Source organism: Streptomyces sp. F63, from assembly GCF_018070345.1.
Lineage (GTDB): Bacteria > Actinomycetota > Actinomycetes > Streptomycetales > Streptomycetaceae > Streptomyces.
Genome location: NZ_JAGPXX010000029.1, coordinates 1 through 12,747, shown reverse-complemented (window position 1 = coordinate 12,747; position 12,747 = coordinate 1). Strand labels below are relative to the sequence as shown.

The window sequence follows — 12,747 nt, the reverse complement described above, 5'->3', positions numbered from 1 at the left end:
GGCCCCGCGCGGAGGCGCGGATCGCCGCTCGTGCGGCAGTCCGGCCCGGCGTGGCAGGCCGGGGCCGGGCGGCTCTATGGTTACGCCATGTGGCCAGGACAGCAGCCGCCCGGGGGCGAGCAGAACCCGCAGGACCCGAACGCGAATCCGTACCAGCGGCCGGGGCAACCGCAGCCGAATCCCTACCAGCAGCCGGGGTTCCAGCAGCCGAACCCCTATCAGCAGCCGGGGTTCCAGCAGCCGAATCCGTACCAGCAGCCGACCGGCCAGTGGGCCGCGCCCGGGACACCCGGCGCGCCCCAGGCGCCGGACGACGGCAGGAAGACGAAGCTCGTCGCCATCGGGGCGGCGCTCGCGGTCCTGGTCGCCGGTGGTGTCACCGGTTTCCTGCTCATCGGCGGTGACGACGACAAGCCGGAGGCCGGCGGCAAGCCGGGGCCGGAGAAGTCGGTGTCCGCCCCGCCCTCTCCCACCGAGAGCGAGGACAGCGGCGATCTCGACAACCCGCGCGGCGGCAATCCGGCGGTCGAGCCCGTGATCGACGGCTGGCAGACCGTCGTCAGCGCCAAGCGCCAGAACGCCTTCGACGTCCCCTCGGACTGGAAGGTGGAGTCCCCGACGCTCTCCATCGGCTTCGAGGACGCCAACAGCGAGGAAGACATCCCCAAGCCCGTCATCATGATGAGCGCGCCGGCCTTCTACGGGGAGGACTGGTGCACGGTCGGGGACGACACCTCCGACCTGGCGGGTGTCGGCACCAAGGGCGCCCAGGGTGCCAAGAGCCTGCAGAACGCCGCCGAGACGGCCGCCGAGGTCTGGGTCTTCGCCGCCTTCGACCAGGACGAGACCGGCACCCGCAAGGTGACGAAGGCCAAGGCCTTCACGAGCGAGCACGGGATCGAGGGCTACTCCTCCTCCGCCACGGTCACCGGGGTGAAGAAGGAGAACAAGTGCTCCTCGGACGGCAAGGCGTACACCGTCGCCTACAAGACGGAGAACGGTGACTACGCGGTCTGGTGCCTCTACGCCGCCAAGGGCGTCGAGGAAGAGCTCGCGGACGCGACCATCAGGAAGATCATGAACACGCTGCGGCCGCTCACGTCCTCCTGAGCCGCCCCGGGTCCGCTGTTCCGAGCCGTCGCCGCGGCGCTCCGGCACCCCGCCCGCCCCGCCGCCGAAAACCGCTGGCGGGGCGGGCGGCGTCACGCCGAGGATCCGGCCATGCCGCTGACCCACTTCTCACGCCGCACGGCGGGCGCCGGCCGGGCTGACGGGCTGCCGGCCGGCGGGCGGGCGGCGAGGACGCGGTCAGCCGATGCTGAAGGCGCCTTCCGGCGGAACGGGGGACGGCGCGGCCTCCCCGTCCCGCACCACGGCCGCGCCGGCCGTCAGCCGGGCCAGGGCGCCGCCGTGCTCCACCCGGGCCGGGAAGGGATCGGCGGCGCAGCGCCGGGCGAGCTCCGCCACCGGCAGCTCCTCCCGGGAGGCGGCCAGGACGGTGTTGCCGAAGCGCCGGCCGCGCAGCACGGCGGGTTCGGCGATCACACAGAGGTGCTCGAACACGGCTGCGAAATTGGCCAGTTGGGAGCGGAGGAACTCGAACGGGGCCGCGTCGGCGAGGTTGGCCGTGTAGACCCCGCCGGGGCGCAGCACCCGGGCGGCCGCGCGGGCGTACTCGACGGAGGTGAGGTGCGCGGGCACCCGTGAGCCGCCGAACACGTCGGCGACCAGCACGTCGTACGCCGCCGGGGGCGCGCTCTCCAGCCAGGCGCGGGCGTCGGCGGCGTGCAGTTCGATGCCGTTGCCCGGGGGCAGCGGGAGGTGGTCGGTGACGAGGCGGAGCAGGGCGCGGTCGGCGTCGACGACGGTCTGGCGGGCGCCGGGGCGGACCGCGGCGACATGGCGGGGCAGCGACAGCGCGCCGCCGCCGAGGTGCAGCACGTCCGGCCCCGCTCCGGTCCGGACGCTCTCCGCGCTCGCGGCGGCGGTGTCGAGGACGTGCGCGATCCGCCGCGCGTACTCGAACTCCAGGTGCGCGGGCGCGTCGAGGTCGACATACGACTGCGGCGCGCCGTCCACGGTGAGCAGCCAGGCGCGCGGCCGGTCGGTGTCGGGCATGAGTTTCGCCGTGCCGTGGTCCACGGCACGGGTCACCGGTATCGGCTCGTCCACCCGCCCATTGTGCCGCTTCCGGCGGTGGCGCTCCGGCCGCCGGCGGGGCTCGTGCGGCGGCCGGGGCGCGGTTGGCCGGGCGGACGGGTGCGCGGCGGAGTGACGGGCCGCCGCGCGGGACCCGTTCAGTCCCGCCAGAGGGCCTTGACCGCGGTCGCGTGGGCCGCCGCCTGGGCACGGCCCGCCCGGGCGGCGGCCGCCCGGCGCGCCGGGTCCAGCGGGTTGCGGCCGAAGGCGGCACGGGCGGCCCGGTCCGGGGTGATGAGCTCGACCCGGGCACCGCCCGCCGCGAGCCGTTCCGCCTGGGCGCGCACCGTCGGAACGGGCCCGCCGCCGCCGGCCATCGGGGCGAGGACCAGGACGCGGCGGCAGCCGTCGGCCACGTCGGCATTGGCACTCGACCGGACCCCGCCGTCGATCCAGTGCCGGCCGCCGATGGTGACGGGCGGCCAGACGCCCGGGACCGCGCAGCTCGCGGCGACCGCGTCCACGATCCCCACACCGCTCGCCGCGTCGAACACACGGAACTCCCCGGTGGCGGCGTCGACGGCGGTGATCAGAAGCCGCCGTTCCGGCCAGGTGTGGGAGAGCAGCCGCCGTCCGATGACCGCCCGCCGGTCCGCCTCGCCGGCCGTCGTCCGGGTGGCGAGGGCCAGCCGGCCCATGCGCCGGCCGAAGGCGCGGCTGTCGCGGGAGCGGAGGGCCGCCAAAGCGTAGCGCGACATCACCGCTGGCCCCACCCGTCCGGCCACCTCGCCCCGGGGTTCGGCGAGTTGACGTTCGTAGAGCTGCTCGGGGGTGATGCTGCCGGAGGTGAGCTGCGCGCCGACGACGGATCCGGCGGAGGTGCCGATCACCACGTCCGCCGCGCCCGGGTCGGCGCCGGCCTCGGCCAGCCCGGCCAGGACACCGGCCTCCCAGCCGATCCCGGTGAGCCCTCCGCCGCCGAGCACCAGTGCCGTCTCCGCCATGCCCCACCCCTCCTACCGTCCGGTCGGTCTCCCGTGCGAGCAGTCTGGCACCGCGTGACGGCCGCGCGGAACCGGGTCCGCGTCCCGGGGACACGGCGGCGGCCCGCACCCCCGGGGGGCGGGCCGCCGCCGGGCACGGGCGGGCGGACCCCCGCCCCCGGCACGGGCGGACGGGCCGCCCGTCGCCCGTCCGCCCGCCGGCCGGTGACCCGGGCCTACTCCGCCACGGCCGTCACCGTTCCGGCGCCGACCGTGCGGCCGCCCTCGCGGATCGCGAAGCCGAGGCCCGGCTCCAGCGGCACCTCACGCCCCAACTCCACGGTGACGGTGACCGTCTCACCCGGCAGGGCCACGGCCGCGCCGCCGAGGCCCAGCTCGCCGACCACATCCGCCGTGCGGAGGTGGAACTGCGGACGGTAGCCGCCGCTCACGGGCGTGCTGCGGCCGCCCTCGGCGGCGGACAGCAGGCGCACGGTCGCCGTGAACCGCCGCCGCGGGGTGATGCTGCCGGGCGCGGCGACGACGTGTCCGCGGCGGACCGCGTCGCGCTGGACGCCGCGCAGCAGCAGCGCGATGTTGTCGCCCGCCTCGGCCGACTCCATCGGCTTGCCGAACGTCTCGACCCCGGTCACGGTGGTCTCCAGCCCGGCCCCGAGCACCTCGACCCGGTCGCCGAGCCGCACCCGGCCGCGCTCGACGGCGCCGGTGACGACCGTTCCGCGCCCGGTGATGGTCAGGACGTTCTCCACCGGCAGCAGGAACGGCGCCTCGGTGAAGCGGACCGGCGTCGGCACCCAGGTGTCGACCGCGTCGAGCAGGGCCTCGATCGCGGCGGTCCACCGCGGGTCGCCCTCCAGCGCCCGCAGTCCGGAGACCCGGACGACGGGGGTGGTCTCGCCGGGGAAGCCGTGCGCGGACAGCAGTTCGCGCACCTCCAGCTCCACCAGGTCGGTCAGCTCCGGCTCACCGGCGTCCGCCTTGTTGAGCGCGACGACGATGTGCCGGACCCCGACCTGGCGGGCGAGCAGTACGTGCTCCGCGGTCTGCGGCATGATCCCATCGAGTGCCGAGACGACGAGGATCGCCCCGTCGAGCTGGGTCGCGCCGGTGACCATGTTCTTGACGTAGTCGGCGTGGCCGGGCATGTCGACGTGGGCGTAGTGCCGGGTGCCGGTCTCGTACTCGACGTGCGCGACGTTGATGGTGATGCCGCGCGCCGCCTCCTCGGGCGCCCGGTCGATGCGGTCGAGCGGCACGAAGGAGCCGGTGCCGTGCTCGCTGAGCACTTTGGTGATCGCGGCGGTCAGGGTGGTCTTGCCGTGGTCGACGTGCCCCATGGTGCCGATGTTGAGGTGCGGCTTGGTGCGGACAAATGCCTGCTTGGGCATGGTTCATCCCCGGATGTGAGGAGTGGAGGCGGGACCCCTGGAGCCGGCCGACCCTCCCCCTGCGGGGTCCGCCGGACGATCCGGGGAGGGTCAGCTTCGGGCGCCGCCGGGAGCCGGAGCGGCGCAGGCCGCGGCGGCGGCGCCGACGGCAGCGGGGGCCGCCGCGGCCGGCGGGGCCCCGGCCCCTGCCGGGAGGTGGCCGGCGGCAGCCTTCGGAGGGTCCGCGAGCGCGGACCCGACCAGGAGGAAGGTGTGCCGGACCATGCGCCAAGCATCGCCGCCGAACCGTGCGCCGTCCACCGGATTTGGCGGCGACGGCTCCCGTCCTCCCCAGCGCGGGAGCACACGTGTGCGGCGATCACCGCGAGCGGTCGGCTAGGCTCCCCGCATGCACCACCCTGCCCCGCAGCCTCTCGGCCTCGCCGCCCGTACGGCCGGGATCCTGCTCTCCCCGTGGTCGCGGCTCGTCCTGCTCGTGCTCATCGTCGGCTGCGGGGCGACGGCCGTCGCCCTGCTGGAACCGCACCGGCTCCTCACCGCCGGCTGGCCGCCGCGGATCTCCGGCGGGGGCGCCGTGGTGCTCTTCGCCGCCGCCTACGGGCTGTGCACGGCCGCGCTGCTGCCCCGTCCGGTGCTGAACCTGGCCGGGGGCGCCCTGTTCGGCTCGCAGTTCGGGCTGGTGGCCACCATCGCGGGCACGGTGATCGGCGCGGGCATCGCCTTCGTCCTCGGCCGCGCCCTGGGCCAGGACGCCCTGCGGCCGCTGCTGCGCGGGCGCTGGCTGGCCGCGGCCGACCGGCAGCTCAGCGACCACGGCTTCCGCTCCGTCCTCGCGGTGCGCCTCTTCCCCGGGGTGCCCTTCGCCGCGGCCAACTACTGCGCGGCGGTGTCCCGCATGCGGCTGCTGCCGTTCCTGCTCGCCACCGGTCTGGGCAGCATCCCCAACACCGCCGCGTACGTGATCGCCGGCAGCCGTGCCGCCACCCCGACCTCACCCGCCTTCCTGGTCGCGATGGGCTTCATCGCACTGAGCGGGCTCACCGCCCTGGCCGTCGCCTGGCGCAAACGCGGACGGCTGCGCTCCGCTTGAGCCGCGGGCGCCGCCCGGCGGAAGGGTCCGCCCTCCCCGGTCCCGGCCGCCCGTCGGACGTTCACCCGGGGACGCTACGCTGCCCCGGGTCGGTGTGCGATCAGTGGTCGCCACCGTCCTTTCCCGCGCCTATCGAGCAACGCATCCTGTCCGGCATTCCGTCTTCCTGACCCGAGCCGCGGCTCCAGCGGTCAGCACATGATCCTTCCTTGGGTGGCACAAGCTCCATGTCCTGGTTCGAATCACTCATCCTCGGGCTCGTCCAGGGGTTGACCGAGTTCCTTCCGATCTCCTCCAGCGCCCATCTGCGGCTCACCGCGGCCTTCGCCGACTGGCAGGATCCCGGAGCGGCCTTCACGGCGATCACCCAGATCGGCACCGAGTCCGCGGTGCTCATCTACTTCCGGAAGGACATCGGGCGCATCCTCTCCGCCTGGACCCGGTCGCTGACCGACCGGGAGATACGCTCGGACCAGGACGCCAGGATGGGCTGGCTGGTGATCGTCGGCTCGATCCCGATCGGTGTGCTCGGCCTGACCTTCAAGGACCAGATCGAGGGCCCGTTCCGCGATCTGCGGCTGATCGCCACCACCCTCATCGTGCTGGGCGTCGTCCTGGGCGTCGCCGACCGGCTGGCGGCCCGCGACGAGACCGGCGGCCGGCACCGGGTCGCCAAGGAGCGGAAGACCCTCGGCGACCTCGGTGTCCGCGACGGCCTGATCTTCGGTTTCTGCCAGGCCATGGCCCTGATCCCCGGCGTCTCCCGGTCCGGCGCGACGATCAGCGGCGGCCTCTTCATGGGCTACACCCGCGAGGCCGCGGCCCGCTACTCGTTCCTGCTCGCCATCCCGGCGGTGCTGGCCTCGGGCGCCTACGAGCTGAAGGAGATCGGCGGTGACAGCCACGTCTCCTGGGGGCCGACGATCCTGGCCACCGTCGTCGCCTTCGCGGTCGGGTATGTCGTCATCGCCTGGTTCATGAAGTTCATCACCACCAAGAGCTTCATGCCGTTCGTCTGGTACCGGATCGCGCTCGGCATCCTGCTGTTCGTGCTGGTCGGGGCCGGTGTGCTGAGCCCACACGCGGGCGAATCCGGCGGCTGAACCAGGGCCGCACAGGCAGCGCTACCCAGCATTTCCCAGCGCCTGATTGCAGCATCACGCCATGATCATCTCCCACTCGTCTCCCACCCAGGAGACCGGGAGACGATCAGCCAGAAGTGCGCACCGCAAAGTCGGGAGCAGAAAGGAGGGCCCGCACAGCAGCAGCTAGTGCCGCATCAGGCAACGTTCGCCCTGTCGACGACGGCGCGTAGCCGCCGGTCGTCGACAGGGCGGTTTCGCCAGATGATGTAGCGGCGGATCATGCTGCCCTGCTCCTTGTGACTGGCGTGGTCGGTGCCATCCAGGGTGAATTGACATCCTCGCCGCCCTGAAGGACGGCGATTCCCGCCTACTGCGCTGTTGAAGGTTGCGGTGTCGGGTGGGTTCCTGCTTCGCTGCGCGGTGCCGGGACGAGTCCCGGTCTTACCTGCGCTCGACAGGCTGTCACGGCCAGTCCGGCCGCCTTGGCGACGTTGACCGCCGCGTTGATGTCCCGGTCCAGGACCGCCCCGCACGCCCTGCACGTCCACACACGGACGTGCAGGGACTTGGGGCCGTCCTTGACGCCGCACTGCGAGCACACCTGGGAGGTCGGCTCGAAGCGGCCGATCTTCACGAAGGTGCGCCCGTACCGGGCGGCCTTGTACTCCAGCATGTTCACGAACGCCGACCATCCGGCGTCGTGGACGGACTTGGCCAGGCGCGTGCGGGCGAGTCCCTTCACCGCCAGGTCCTCCACGGCGACCGCTTGGTTCTCGCGGATCAGCCGGGTGGAGAGCTGGTGGTGGAACTCGCGGCGTGCGTCGGCCACCTTCGCGTGTGCGCGGGCGACTTTGATCCGGGCCCTGTTCCGGTTGCTGGAGCCCTTCTCTTTGCGGGACAGGGAACGCTGTGCTTTCCTCAGACGCTTCTCGGCGCGGCGCAGGAAGCGCGGGCTGTCGACCTTCGTCCCGTCGGAGAGGACCGCGAAGTGCCCGAGCCCGAGATCGATGCCCAGCTCGGGCGTGACCCCGGGAAGGACTTCCTCCGGACCGGTCTCCACGACGAAGCTCGCGAAGTACCTGCCCGCACTGTCCTTGACCACCGTCACCGTCGACGGCACGGAAGGCAGCGTCCGCGACCACTTCACCTTGACATCGCCGACCCTCGGCAGGCGCAGCTTCCCGCCGGTCGTGATCGACCAGCGGGCGTTCGCGGTGAACCGGACCGACTGCCGGGTGTCCCGTTTCGACTTGTACCGGGGTGCGCCCATGCGGGGGCGCCTGCCCTTGAGCCCGTCGAAGAAGTTCCGGTACGCGGCGTCCAGATCGCGGAGGGACTGCTGGAGGACGACCGCCGAGACCTCGCCGAGCCAGGCCCGTTCCGGGGTCTTCTTCGCCTCGGTGATGAGCTGCTTGGACAGGTCCCCGGTCCTCGGGAACGGCATGCCTTCGCTGCGGGCGGCCTCCCGAGCGCGGAGCGCGTCGTTGTAGACCACCCGCACACACCCGAACGCCCGCGCCAGCGCGCTGCGCTGACCGGCGCCCGGGTACAAGCGGAAGCTGTACCGAAGCTGCACGCGGATCACGCTACACAATGGGGTTTATGGACATCGACGCCAACGTTCGTACTGGTCGTCACGGTGGTCAGAGCAGCTCTCAGAATCGCTTCACCACCGGGCTGAAGCCCGGTGCACTGCGAATAGTCCCGGTAGCGCAGAGCGGTGAACTGGGCCTCGATGCGGTTGAGCCAGGAGGAGTTCGTCGGGGTGTAGGCGAGCTCGACGTTGTTCGCCGCCGCCCACGAGCCGACCCGCTGGCACTTCTTCGTGGTCAAGTGCGGGGAGAAGTTGTCGCAGACGATCGCGATGCGGGTCTCGGGCGGGTAGAGACTGCGCAGGTAGCGGCAGAACTCCAGGAACTGCGTCCTCCTCTTGATCGGCTTGATGTGTCCGTAGAGCTTGTCTTTGGCCAGGTCGAGTGCGGCGAACAGGTGCCGTACTCCGCCGTAGCGGTTGTAGGTGGCCCGGCGCCTGCGACGAGGTTCGCGGTCGGGCTCCTTGTGCCTGCCACCGCGCTCGGCCCACTGGCGTCCGGGGTGTGGGGCACCAGGTTGAGCGGCCCGAACTCGTCCACACAGAAGACCACTTCGGGCTCGTCGTCCTCGGGTATCACCTCGCCGTCGGCGATCGCGTAGAGGTGCTCGACCCGTGCCTTCTTGGCCGCGTAGTCGGGATCGCGGGAGGTCTTCCAGGTCTTTATGCGTTGAAAGGAGACGCCTTCCTCGCGGAGCAGGATGCGCAGGCCCTCGTGGCTGATGTCGTCGACCACCCCCTCGGCGACCAGAAAGTCCGCCAGCTTGGTCAGGCTCCAGGTGGAAAACGGCAGGTCGTGCTCGGTCGGCTTGGATTTGGCGATCTTCTTGATCTCGCGCCGCTCGGGCAGGGTGAAGGTCTTCGGCCGACCGCCTTTGTACTTCGGGTAGAGGGAGTCGAAGCCGTCGGTGTTGAAGTCGTGGATCACGTCCCGGACCCGGTCGTCGCTGGTGAACGACACCTCGGCGATCTTCGCCACCGGCATGCCCTGCGCGGACAGCAGGACCATTTGGGCCCGCCGCCAGGTCACCACCGACCCGGTGCCCCGGCGGATGATCCGAAGCAGCCTCTGCCTTCGTCATCGTCGATCTCACGCACTCGCACCCGCTCCGCCACCTGAGCCCCGTGTGCGTCAGCCGTGACTGGTGTCGATGACGCAGAAGCGGTTGCCCTCCGGATCGGCGAGCACGACAAAGTCGGCGTCGTCCGGATAGAAGTCCCAGTCGACGCGTTCAGCGCCCAGGGAGATCAGTCGTGCCACTTCGGCTTCCTGATCGGCGGCGTCGTCGGCATAAAGGTCGAGGTGGACTCTCGGGTGTTCCTGCACGGGCGTCGTACTGAGGTCGAGAGCCAGTGCGGCGCCGGAGCCGTCGGCCGGCACCAGCACCACCCAGTCATCCTTCACCTCACCATCGCGAGGGACGTAGCCCAGTGCCCGGCTCCAGAACTCCGCGGCCCGCCGCACATCGGTGGCCCCCATCACGATCGTTCCGATGTTCAGCATCCGCCGATTCTCCCAGACCCAGGCAGACCCACGGCGTGAATCGCGGCCCCAACTACGAGGCAAACGTTGCATTCCGCGGCACTAGCAGCAGCTGTGCGGCCCCTGCTGCGTGGCGGCCGGCCCGGGTCAGGCGAGGCTGAGGCGCGCCAGCAGGCCCTGGACACAGCCGGCGAGCGCCTTCTCCGGGTCCGGGCTGATGGTGGCAAGTGCCACTGCGGCCGTCACGATGACGTCGTTCAGCTCCTTCTCGACGAGCCGCCAGCGCGGGCGGTGGGGAAGTCGAGGGTGTAGCGGTCGGGGTTGCCGTAGCCGGCCAGGCCCATGAGCTTGCCGGAGCTGGTCCAGTTGCCGAGTCCGAGGTCTTCGGCGATGGTCTCGTAGAACCAGCCCAGCGACTGGATGAACGGGAACTGGCGCAGGGCCTTCAGTCCGTCGGCGGTGCCGTGGGCGAGGGTGGCGGAGACACCGTCGCCGGAGCCGTCGACCACCAGGACGGCGGCCTCGTCGAAGCCGCTGGGGTGGAAGGCGGAGGCGGCGTGCGCGAGGTGGTGCTCGACCACGGTGACCTGCCGGGGCCGGTGGTGGCCGAACAGGGCGGGGGCGAGGAGTTCGGCGATCAGCTCGGCGTCCGTGCAGATGTCGCTCGGCGTAGGCCAGGCCGGGTTGAAGGGATGGCGATCTGTCAACGTCGGCCAGGGTGATGCCGGCCTCGGACAGGCGGTAGGCCGCGGCCACTGCGCAGGAGCGGGAGTCCTTGTGGCGCTTGCGGCGGGAGAAGCGCTCCTCCTCGGCGAAGGCGACCACCTTCCCGTCGATGACCAGGCAGGCGGAGGGGCGGAAGCAAAGGGGGAGGAGGGGGCGGCGGTACGGGCCGATTCGGCTGGTGCCCGTCGTCCCCGATCGGCGACCGGTGTTTCCCCTCCACGATCCTTGCCACAGCAGCCTCCGCAAGGCCTGGGTTCTCCACTGCAGAAGCGGAGGCCCGCGAAGGGTGAGCAGGGCCTGGCGGCCGGCGCTCAGGCGCCAACGGGAGCCGATCGCACGGCGGTGGCGCCGCAGCTGCTGCGTGAGGAAGCGGAGGGCAGAGCTGGACACGTCGACGCCCGACGGGTAGACAAGCACGTGAAGCCTCTGGTGGAGACGGTTCTCTTGGTCGAAAACCCGTCTACCAGGGGCTTCACCACGTTGTCAGCCCAACCTCCGCACTCCCGAAGCAGGTTGTAAGGTCGGGGGCTGGCGCGGTGGCGGAGTGCTTCCGCTCCGTTTCCAGCCCCCGCCGCTTCGAACCGTGCATGCGGTTCTCCCGCACACGGCTCACCGACGCCGATCACCGGCGGCATTCGGTCTCTCCCGCCAGGGCTTTCCGGCCCTGGGTGCCACGACGGTTCCGTACTGGCTGCCTCTGTAATTCTTCCGACCGGCATCCCCTGCGCGAAAAGCAACACCAACTGCGCCCGGCGCCAGGTCACCACCGACCCGGTACCCTGCGAATGATCCGCAGCAGCCGTTGCCCCTCGTCGTCATCGATCTCGCGCACGCGCACTCGTTCCGCCACCCCGACAGGGTGCCGGAGACGAGCCGACAGGCACAGCGCCCAGACAGCCCGTCACGTCACAACAGGGCAAATGTTCGCTGCTACGGCACTATGCGTGCACTACCGCTGGGACGCGGTCGACAGGGGCGAGCCGCTCCGCCGACTGCGACAAGCAGGGAACCCTCAACAGCAAACTGCCGAGGGCTCACGAAGCCGAGGTCAACCCGCTGATCGCGGCGCCGGGCAGGGTGACCCGTATACGCGGGGTGGCCTCGAAGCCGTGCAGCCGTCACCAGATCCCGATGAGCAAGGTGACTGCAGCGATCACCCAAAAGGATCCGCCTATACGAAAAAGGATGATCCAGAAAGGGGTGGCTTCCCTTCCCTGACTCTTGAAATAAAACTTCTCGATAATCCCCTTGTAGTTGGTCAGGACCAGAAGGCCAAGCATCAGCATGAATGGGGCAAAGCCCAGCCTGACGATGGTGTCGTCACTAAATTTCGCAGCAAGGTTCATTTTCATCCGTCCATGAGGCCGTAAATCACCGGGTGGCCCGCCGCACCCATAGGATGCGGCAGGCCACCCGGAATCAGGGTTCAGAGATCAGAGATCAGAGATCAACTGAACAAGTCGCCGATAGCGTCCTTGATCATTCCACCGCCGCCGGTGAAATTGTATCCGATGGAGATTTCCGCTTCTGCACCGTATTGAATCCCTCCGTACGCCGCCCAGACTTGCTTCCCCTTGGAATTTTCCGCACCGTACCCGAACTCAATGCCCACGTTCGCGCCCACGCCCCAGGCCGCGCTCGCCCCGAAGTCGATGCCGTGACCGTGAAGGTTCGAAGGGTTATCGGCGTTACTGGCCAGCAGATTGATTTCCGCGCTGCCGCCGATGGTGGGGAAGTCGACGCCGACCGACTCAGTCCGGTCGAGGACGAATTCCCCGTTCGGCAGCTGCGTGACGATCAGGCAGGTCGAGGCGTTCCCGCCGACCACGAACCCGCCGCCGCCACCGGCGCACAGACCCACAGTCTTGACCCCACCAGTGTACTTGACCAAGGCTTCATAGATCTCCTTGGCCGCCATGTTGCTGGCGCCACCGTTGTCGATGAGCTCATCCGCCAGATCCTGGATCTCAGCGACCGTTTCACCGTCGTTGACCGAATCATTCAGCTTCGACTCGGTGTTCTCCGGGGCCACGTCCGTCGATGGCGACGCGAACATGTAGAGGGACGGCCCCGTGCCGCACACCTCACGGATTCCTTCCTTGCAGGGAAGGTGAGGGACTGTAAGACGTTCGGTGTAACTCCTGATCAAGGAAGATGCATCGATGACCAGTAAGAACGTGACCGAGACCCAGTCCGTCGAGACGCCTGAGCCGCAGCCGTCCCGGGCGGTGGACGACCAGC

The 12,747-nt window shown here is 70.6% G+C and carries 11 protein-coding genes and 4 pseudogenes; 3 read left to right on the top strand and 12 right to left on the bottom strand.

All coding sequences use genetic code 11. The annotated features are described in order from the left end of the window. Positions 1–87: 87 nt before the first annotated feature. Positions 88–1,110 (top strand): hypothetical protein, encoded by a 1,023-nt coding sequence (locus KBZ10_RS23240; RefSeq protein ID WP_210989656.1) that lies wholly within the window; start codon positions 88–90, stop codon positions 1,108–1,110. A 198-nt stretch (positions 1,111–1,308) separates the two neighbouring features. On the opposite strand, the gene KBZ10_RS23235 is transcribed toward KBZ10_RS23240, so the two are convergent. The 3 genes from KBZ10_RS23235 to tuf form a co-directional block, all read right to left on the bottom strand. Further along, positions 1,309–2,172 carry a fused MFS/spermidine synthase gene (locus KBZ10_RS23235; RefSeq protein WP_307847568.1) on the bottom strand — a complete coding sequence of 288 codons (864 nt, stop codon included), beginning with the start codon at positions 2,170–2,172 and terminating at the stop codon, positions 1,309–1,311. 125 nt (positions 2,173–2,297) lie between these two features. After that, positions 2,298–3,143 carry a patatin-like phospholipase family protein gene (locus KBZ10_RS23230; protein WP_210989655.1) on the bottom strand — a complete coding sequence of 282 codons (846 nt, stop codon included), beginning with the start codon at positions 3,141–3,143 and terminating at the stop codon, positions 2,298–2,300. 215 nt (positions 3,144–3,358) lie between these two features. Further along, positions 3,359–4,531 (bottom strand): elongation factor Tu, encoded by a 1,173-nt coding sequence (gene tuf / locus KBZ10_RS23225; protein ID WP_210989654.1) that lies wholly within the window; start codon positions 4,529–4,531, stop codon positions 3,359–3,361. A 388-nt stretch (positions 4,532–4,919) separates the two neighbouring features. Here tuf and KBZ10_RS23220 point away from each other — a divergent pair, with 388 nt between their 5' ends. Both KBZ10_RS23220 and KBZ10_RS23215 read left to right on the top strand, forming a co-directional pair. After that, entirely contained in the window at positions 4,920–5,621 is a 702-nt protein-coding gene (locus KBZ10_RS23220; RefSeq protein ID WP_210989653.1) for a TVP38/TMEM64 family protein, read from the top strand. Positions 5,622–5,848: 227 nt separating this feature from the next. After that, entirely contained in the window at positions 5,849–6,724 is an 876-nt protein-coding gene (locus KBZ10_RS23215; protein ID WP_210989720.1) for an undecaprenyl-diphosphate phosphatase, read from the top strand. A gap of 176 nt (positions 6,725–6,900) precedes the next feature. Here the strand turns inward: KBZ10_RS23215 and KBZ10_RS30380 are convergent. The 9 genes and pseudogenes from KBZ10_RS30380 to KBZ10_RS23175 form a co-directional block, all read right to left on the bottom strand. Then, positions 6,901–7,035 (bottom strand): annotated as a pseudogene (locus KBZ10_RS30380) (IS630 family transposase); the annotation flags it as partial. Between the two features lie 38 nt (positions 7,036–7,073). After that, a complete protein-coding gene (locus tag KBZ10_RS23210; RefSeq protein WP_210989652.1) occupies positions 7,074–8,282 on the bottom strand; it encodes an RNA-guided endonuclease TnpB family protein in 1,209 nt (402 codons plus the stop codon). Between the two features lie 131 nt (positions 8,283–8,413). Then, a pseudogene (locus KBZ10_RS30375) lies at positions 8,414–9,413 on the bottom strand (IS630 family transposase); the annotation flags it as partial. A gap of 16 nt (positions 9,414–9,429) precedes the next feature. Beyond that, entirely contained in the window at positions 9,430–9,801 is a 372-nt protein-coding gene (locus KBZ10_RS23195) for a VOC family protein (RefSeq protein WP_210989651.1), read from the bottom strand. A gap of 236 nt (positions 9,802–10,037) precedes the next feature. Beyond that, positions 10,038–10,487 (bottom strand): carbamoyltransferase N-terminal domain-containing protein, encoded by a 450-nt coding sequence (locus KBZ10_RS23190; RefSeq protein ID WP_210989650.1) that lies wholly within the window; start codon positions 10,485–10,487, stop codon positions 10,038–10,040. A gap of 301 nt (positions 10,488–10,788) precedes the next feature. After that, a pseudogene (locus tag KBZ10_RS23185) lies at positions 10,789–10,923 on the bottom strand (IS5/IS1182 family transposase); the annotation flags it as partial. Positions 10,924–11,189: 266 nt separating this feature from the next. Then, a pseudogene (locus KBZ10_RS30370) lies at positions 11,190–11,356 on the bottom strand (IS630 family transposase); the annotation flags it as partial. A gap of 268 nt (positions 11,357–11,624) precedes the next feature. Continuing rightward, positions 11,625–11,858 carry a hypothetical protein gene (locus KBZ10_RS23180; RefSeq protein WP_210989649.1) on the bottom strand — a complete coding sequence of 78 codons (234 nt, stop codon included), beginning with the start codon at positions 11,856–11,858 and terminating at the stop codon, positions 11,625–11,627. Positions 11,859–11,953: 95 nt separating this feature from the next. Next, positions 11,954–12,747: hypothetical protein (locus KBZ10_RS23175; protein WP_210989648.1), on the bottom strand; the 794-nt coding region annotated here is incomplete at its 5' end.

Bases quoted from the DNA above. Each gene is read 5' to 3' on its own strand.
- KBZ10_RS23180 (WP_210989649.1), bottom strand. From the start codon at position 11,858: ATGAAAATGAACCTTGCTGCGAAATTTAGTGACGACACCATCGTCAGG.
- KBZ10_RS23230 (WP_210989655.1), bottom strand. From the start codon at position 3,143: ATGGCGGAGACGGCACTGGTGCTCGGCGGCGGAGGGCTCACCGGGATC.
- KBZ10_RS23195 (WP_210989651.1), bottom strand. From the start codon at position 9,801: ATGCTGAACATCGGAACGATCGTGATGGGGGCCACCGATGTGCGGCGG.
- KBZ10_RS23220 (WP_210989653.1), top strand. From the start codon at position 4,920: ATGCACCACCCTGCCCCGCAGCCTCTCGGCCTCGCCGCCCGTACGGCC.
- KBZ10_RS23215 (WP_210989720.1), top strand. From the start codon at position 5,849: ATGTCCTGGTTCGAATCACTCATCCTCGGGCTCGTCCAGGGGTTGACC.
- tuf (WP_210989654.1), bottom strand. From the start codon at position 4,531: ATGCCCAAGCAGGCATTTGTCCGCACCAAGCCGCACCTCAACATCGGC.
- KBZ10_RS23240 (WP_210989656.1), top strand. From the start codon at position 88: ATGTGGCCAGGACAGCAGCCGCCCGGGGGCGAGCAGAACCCGCAGGAC.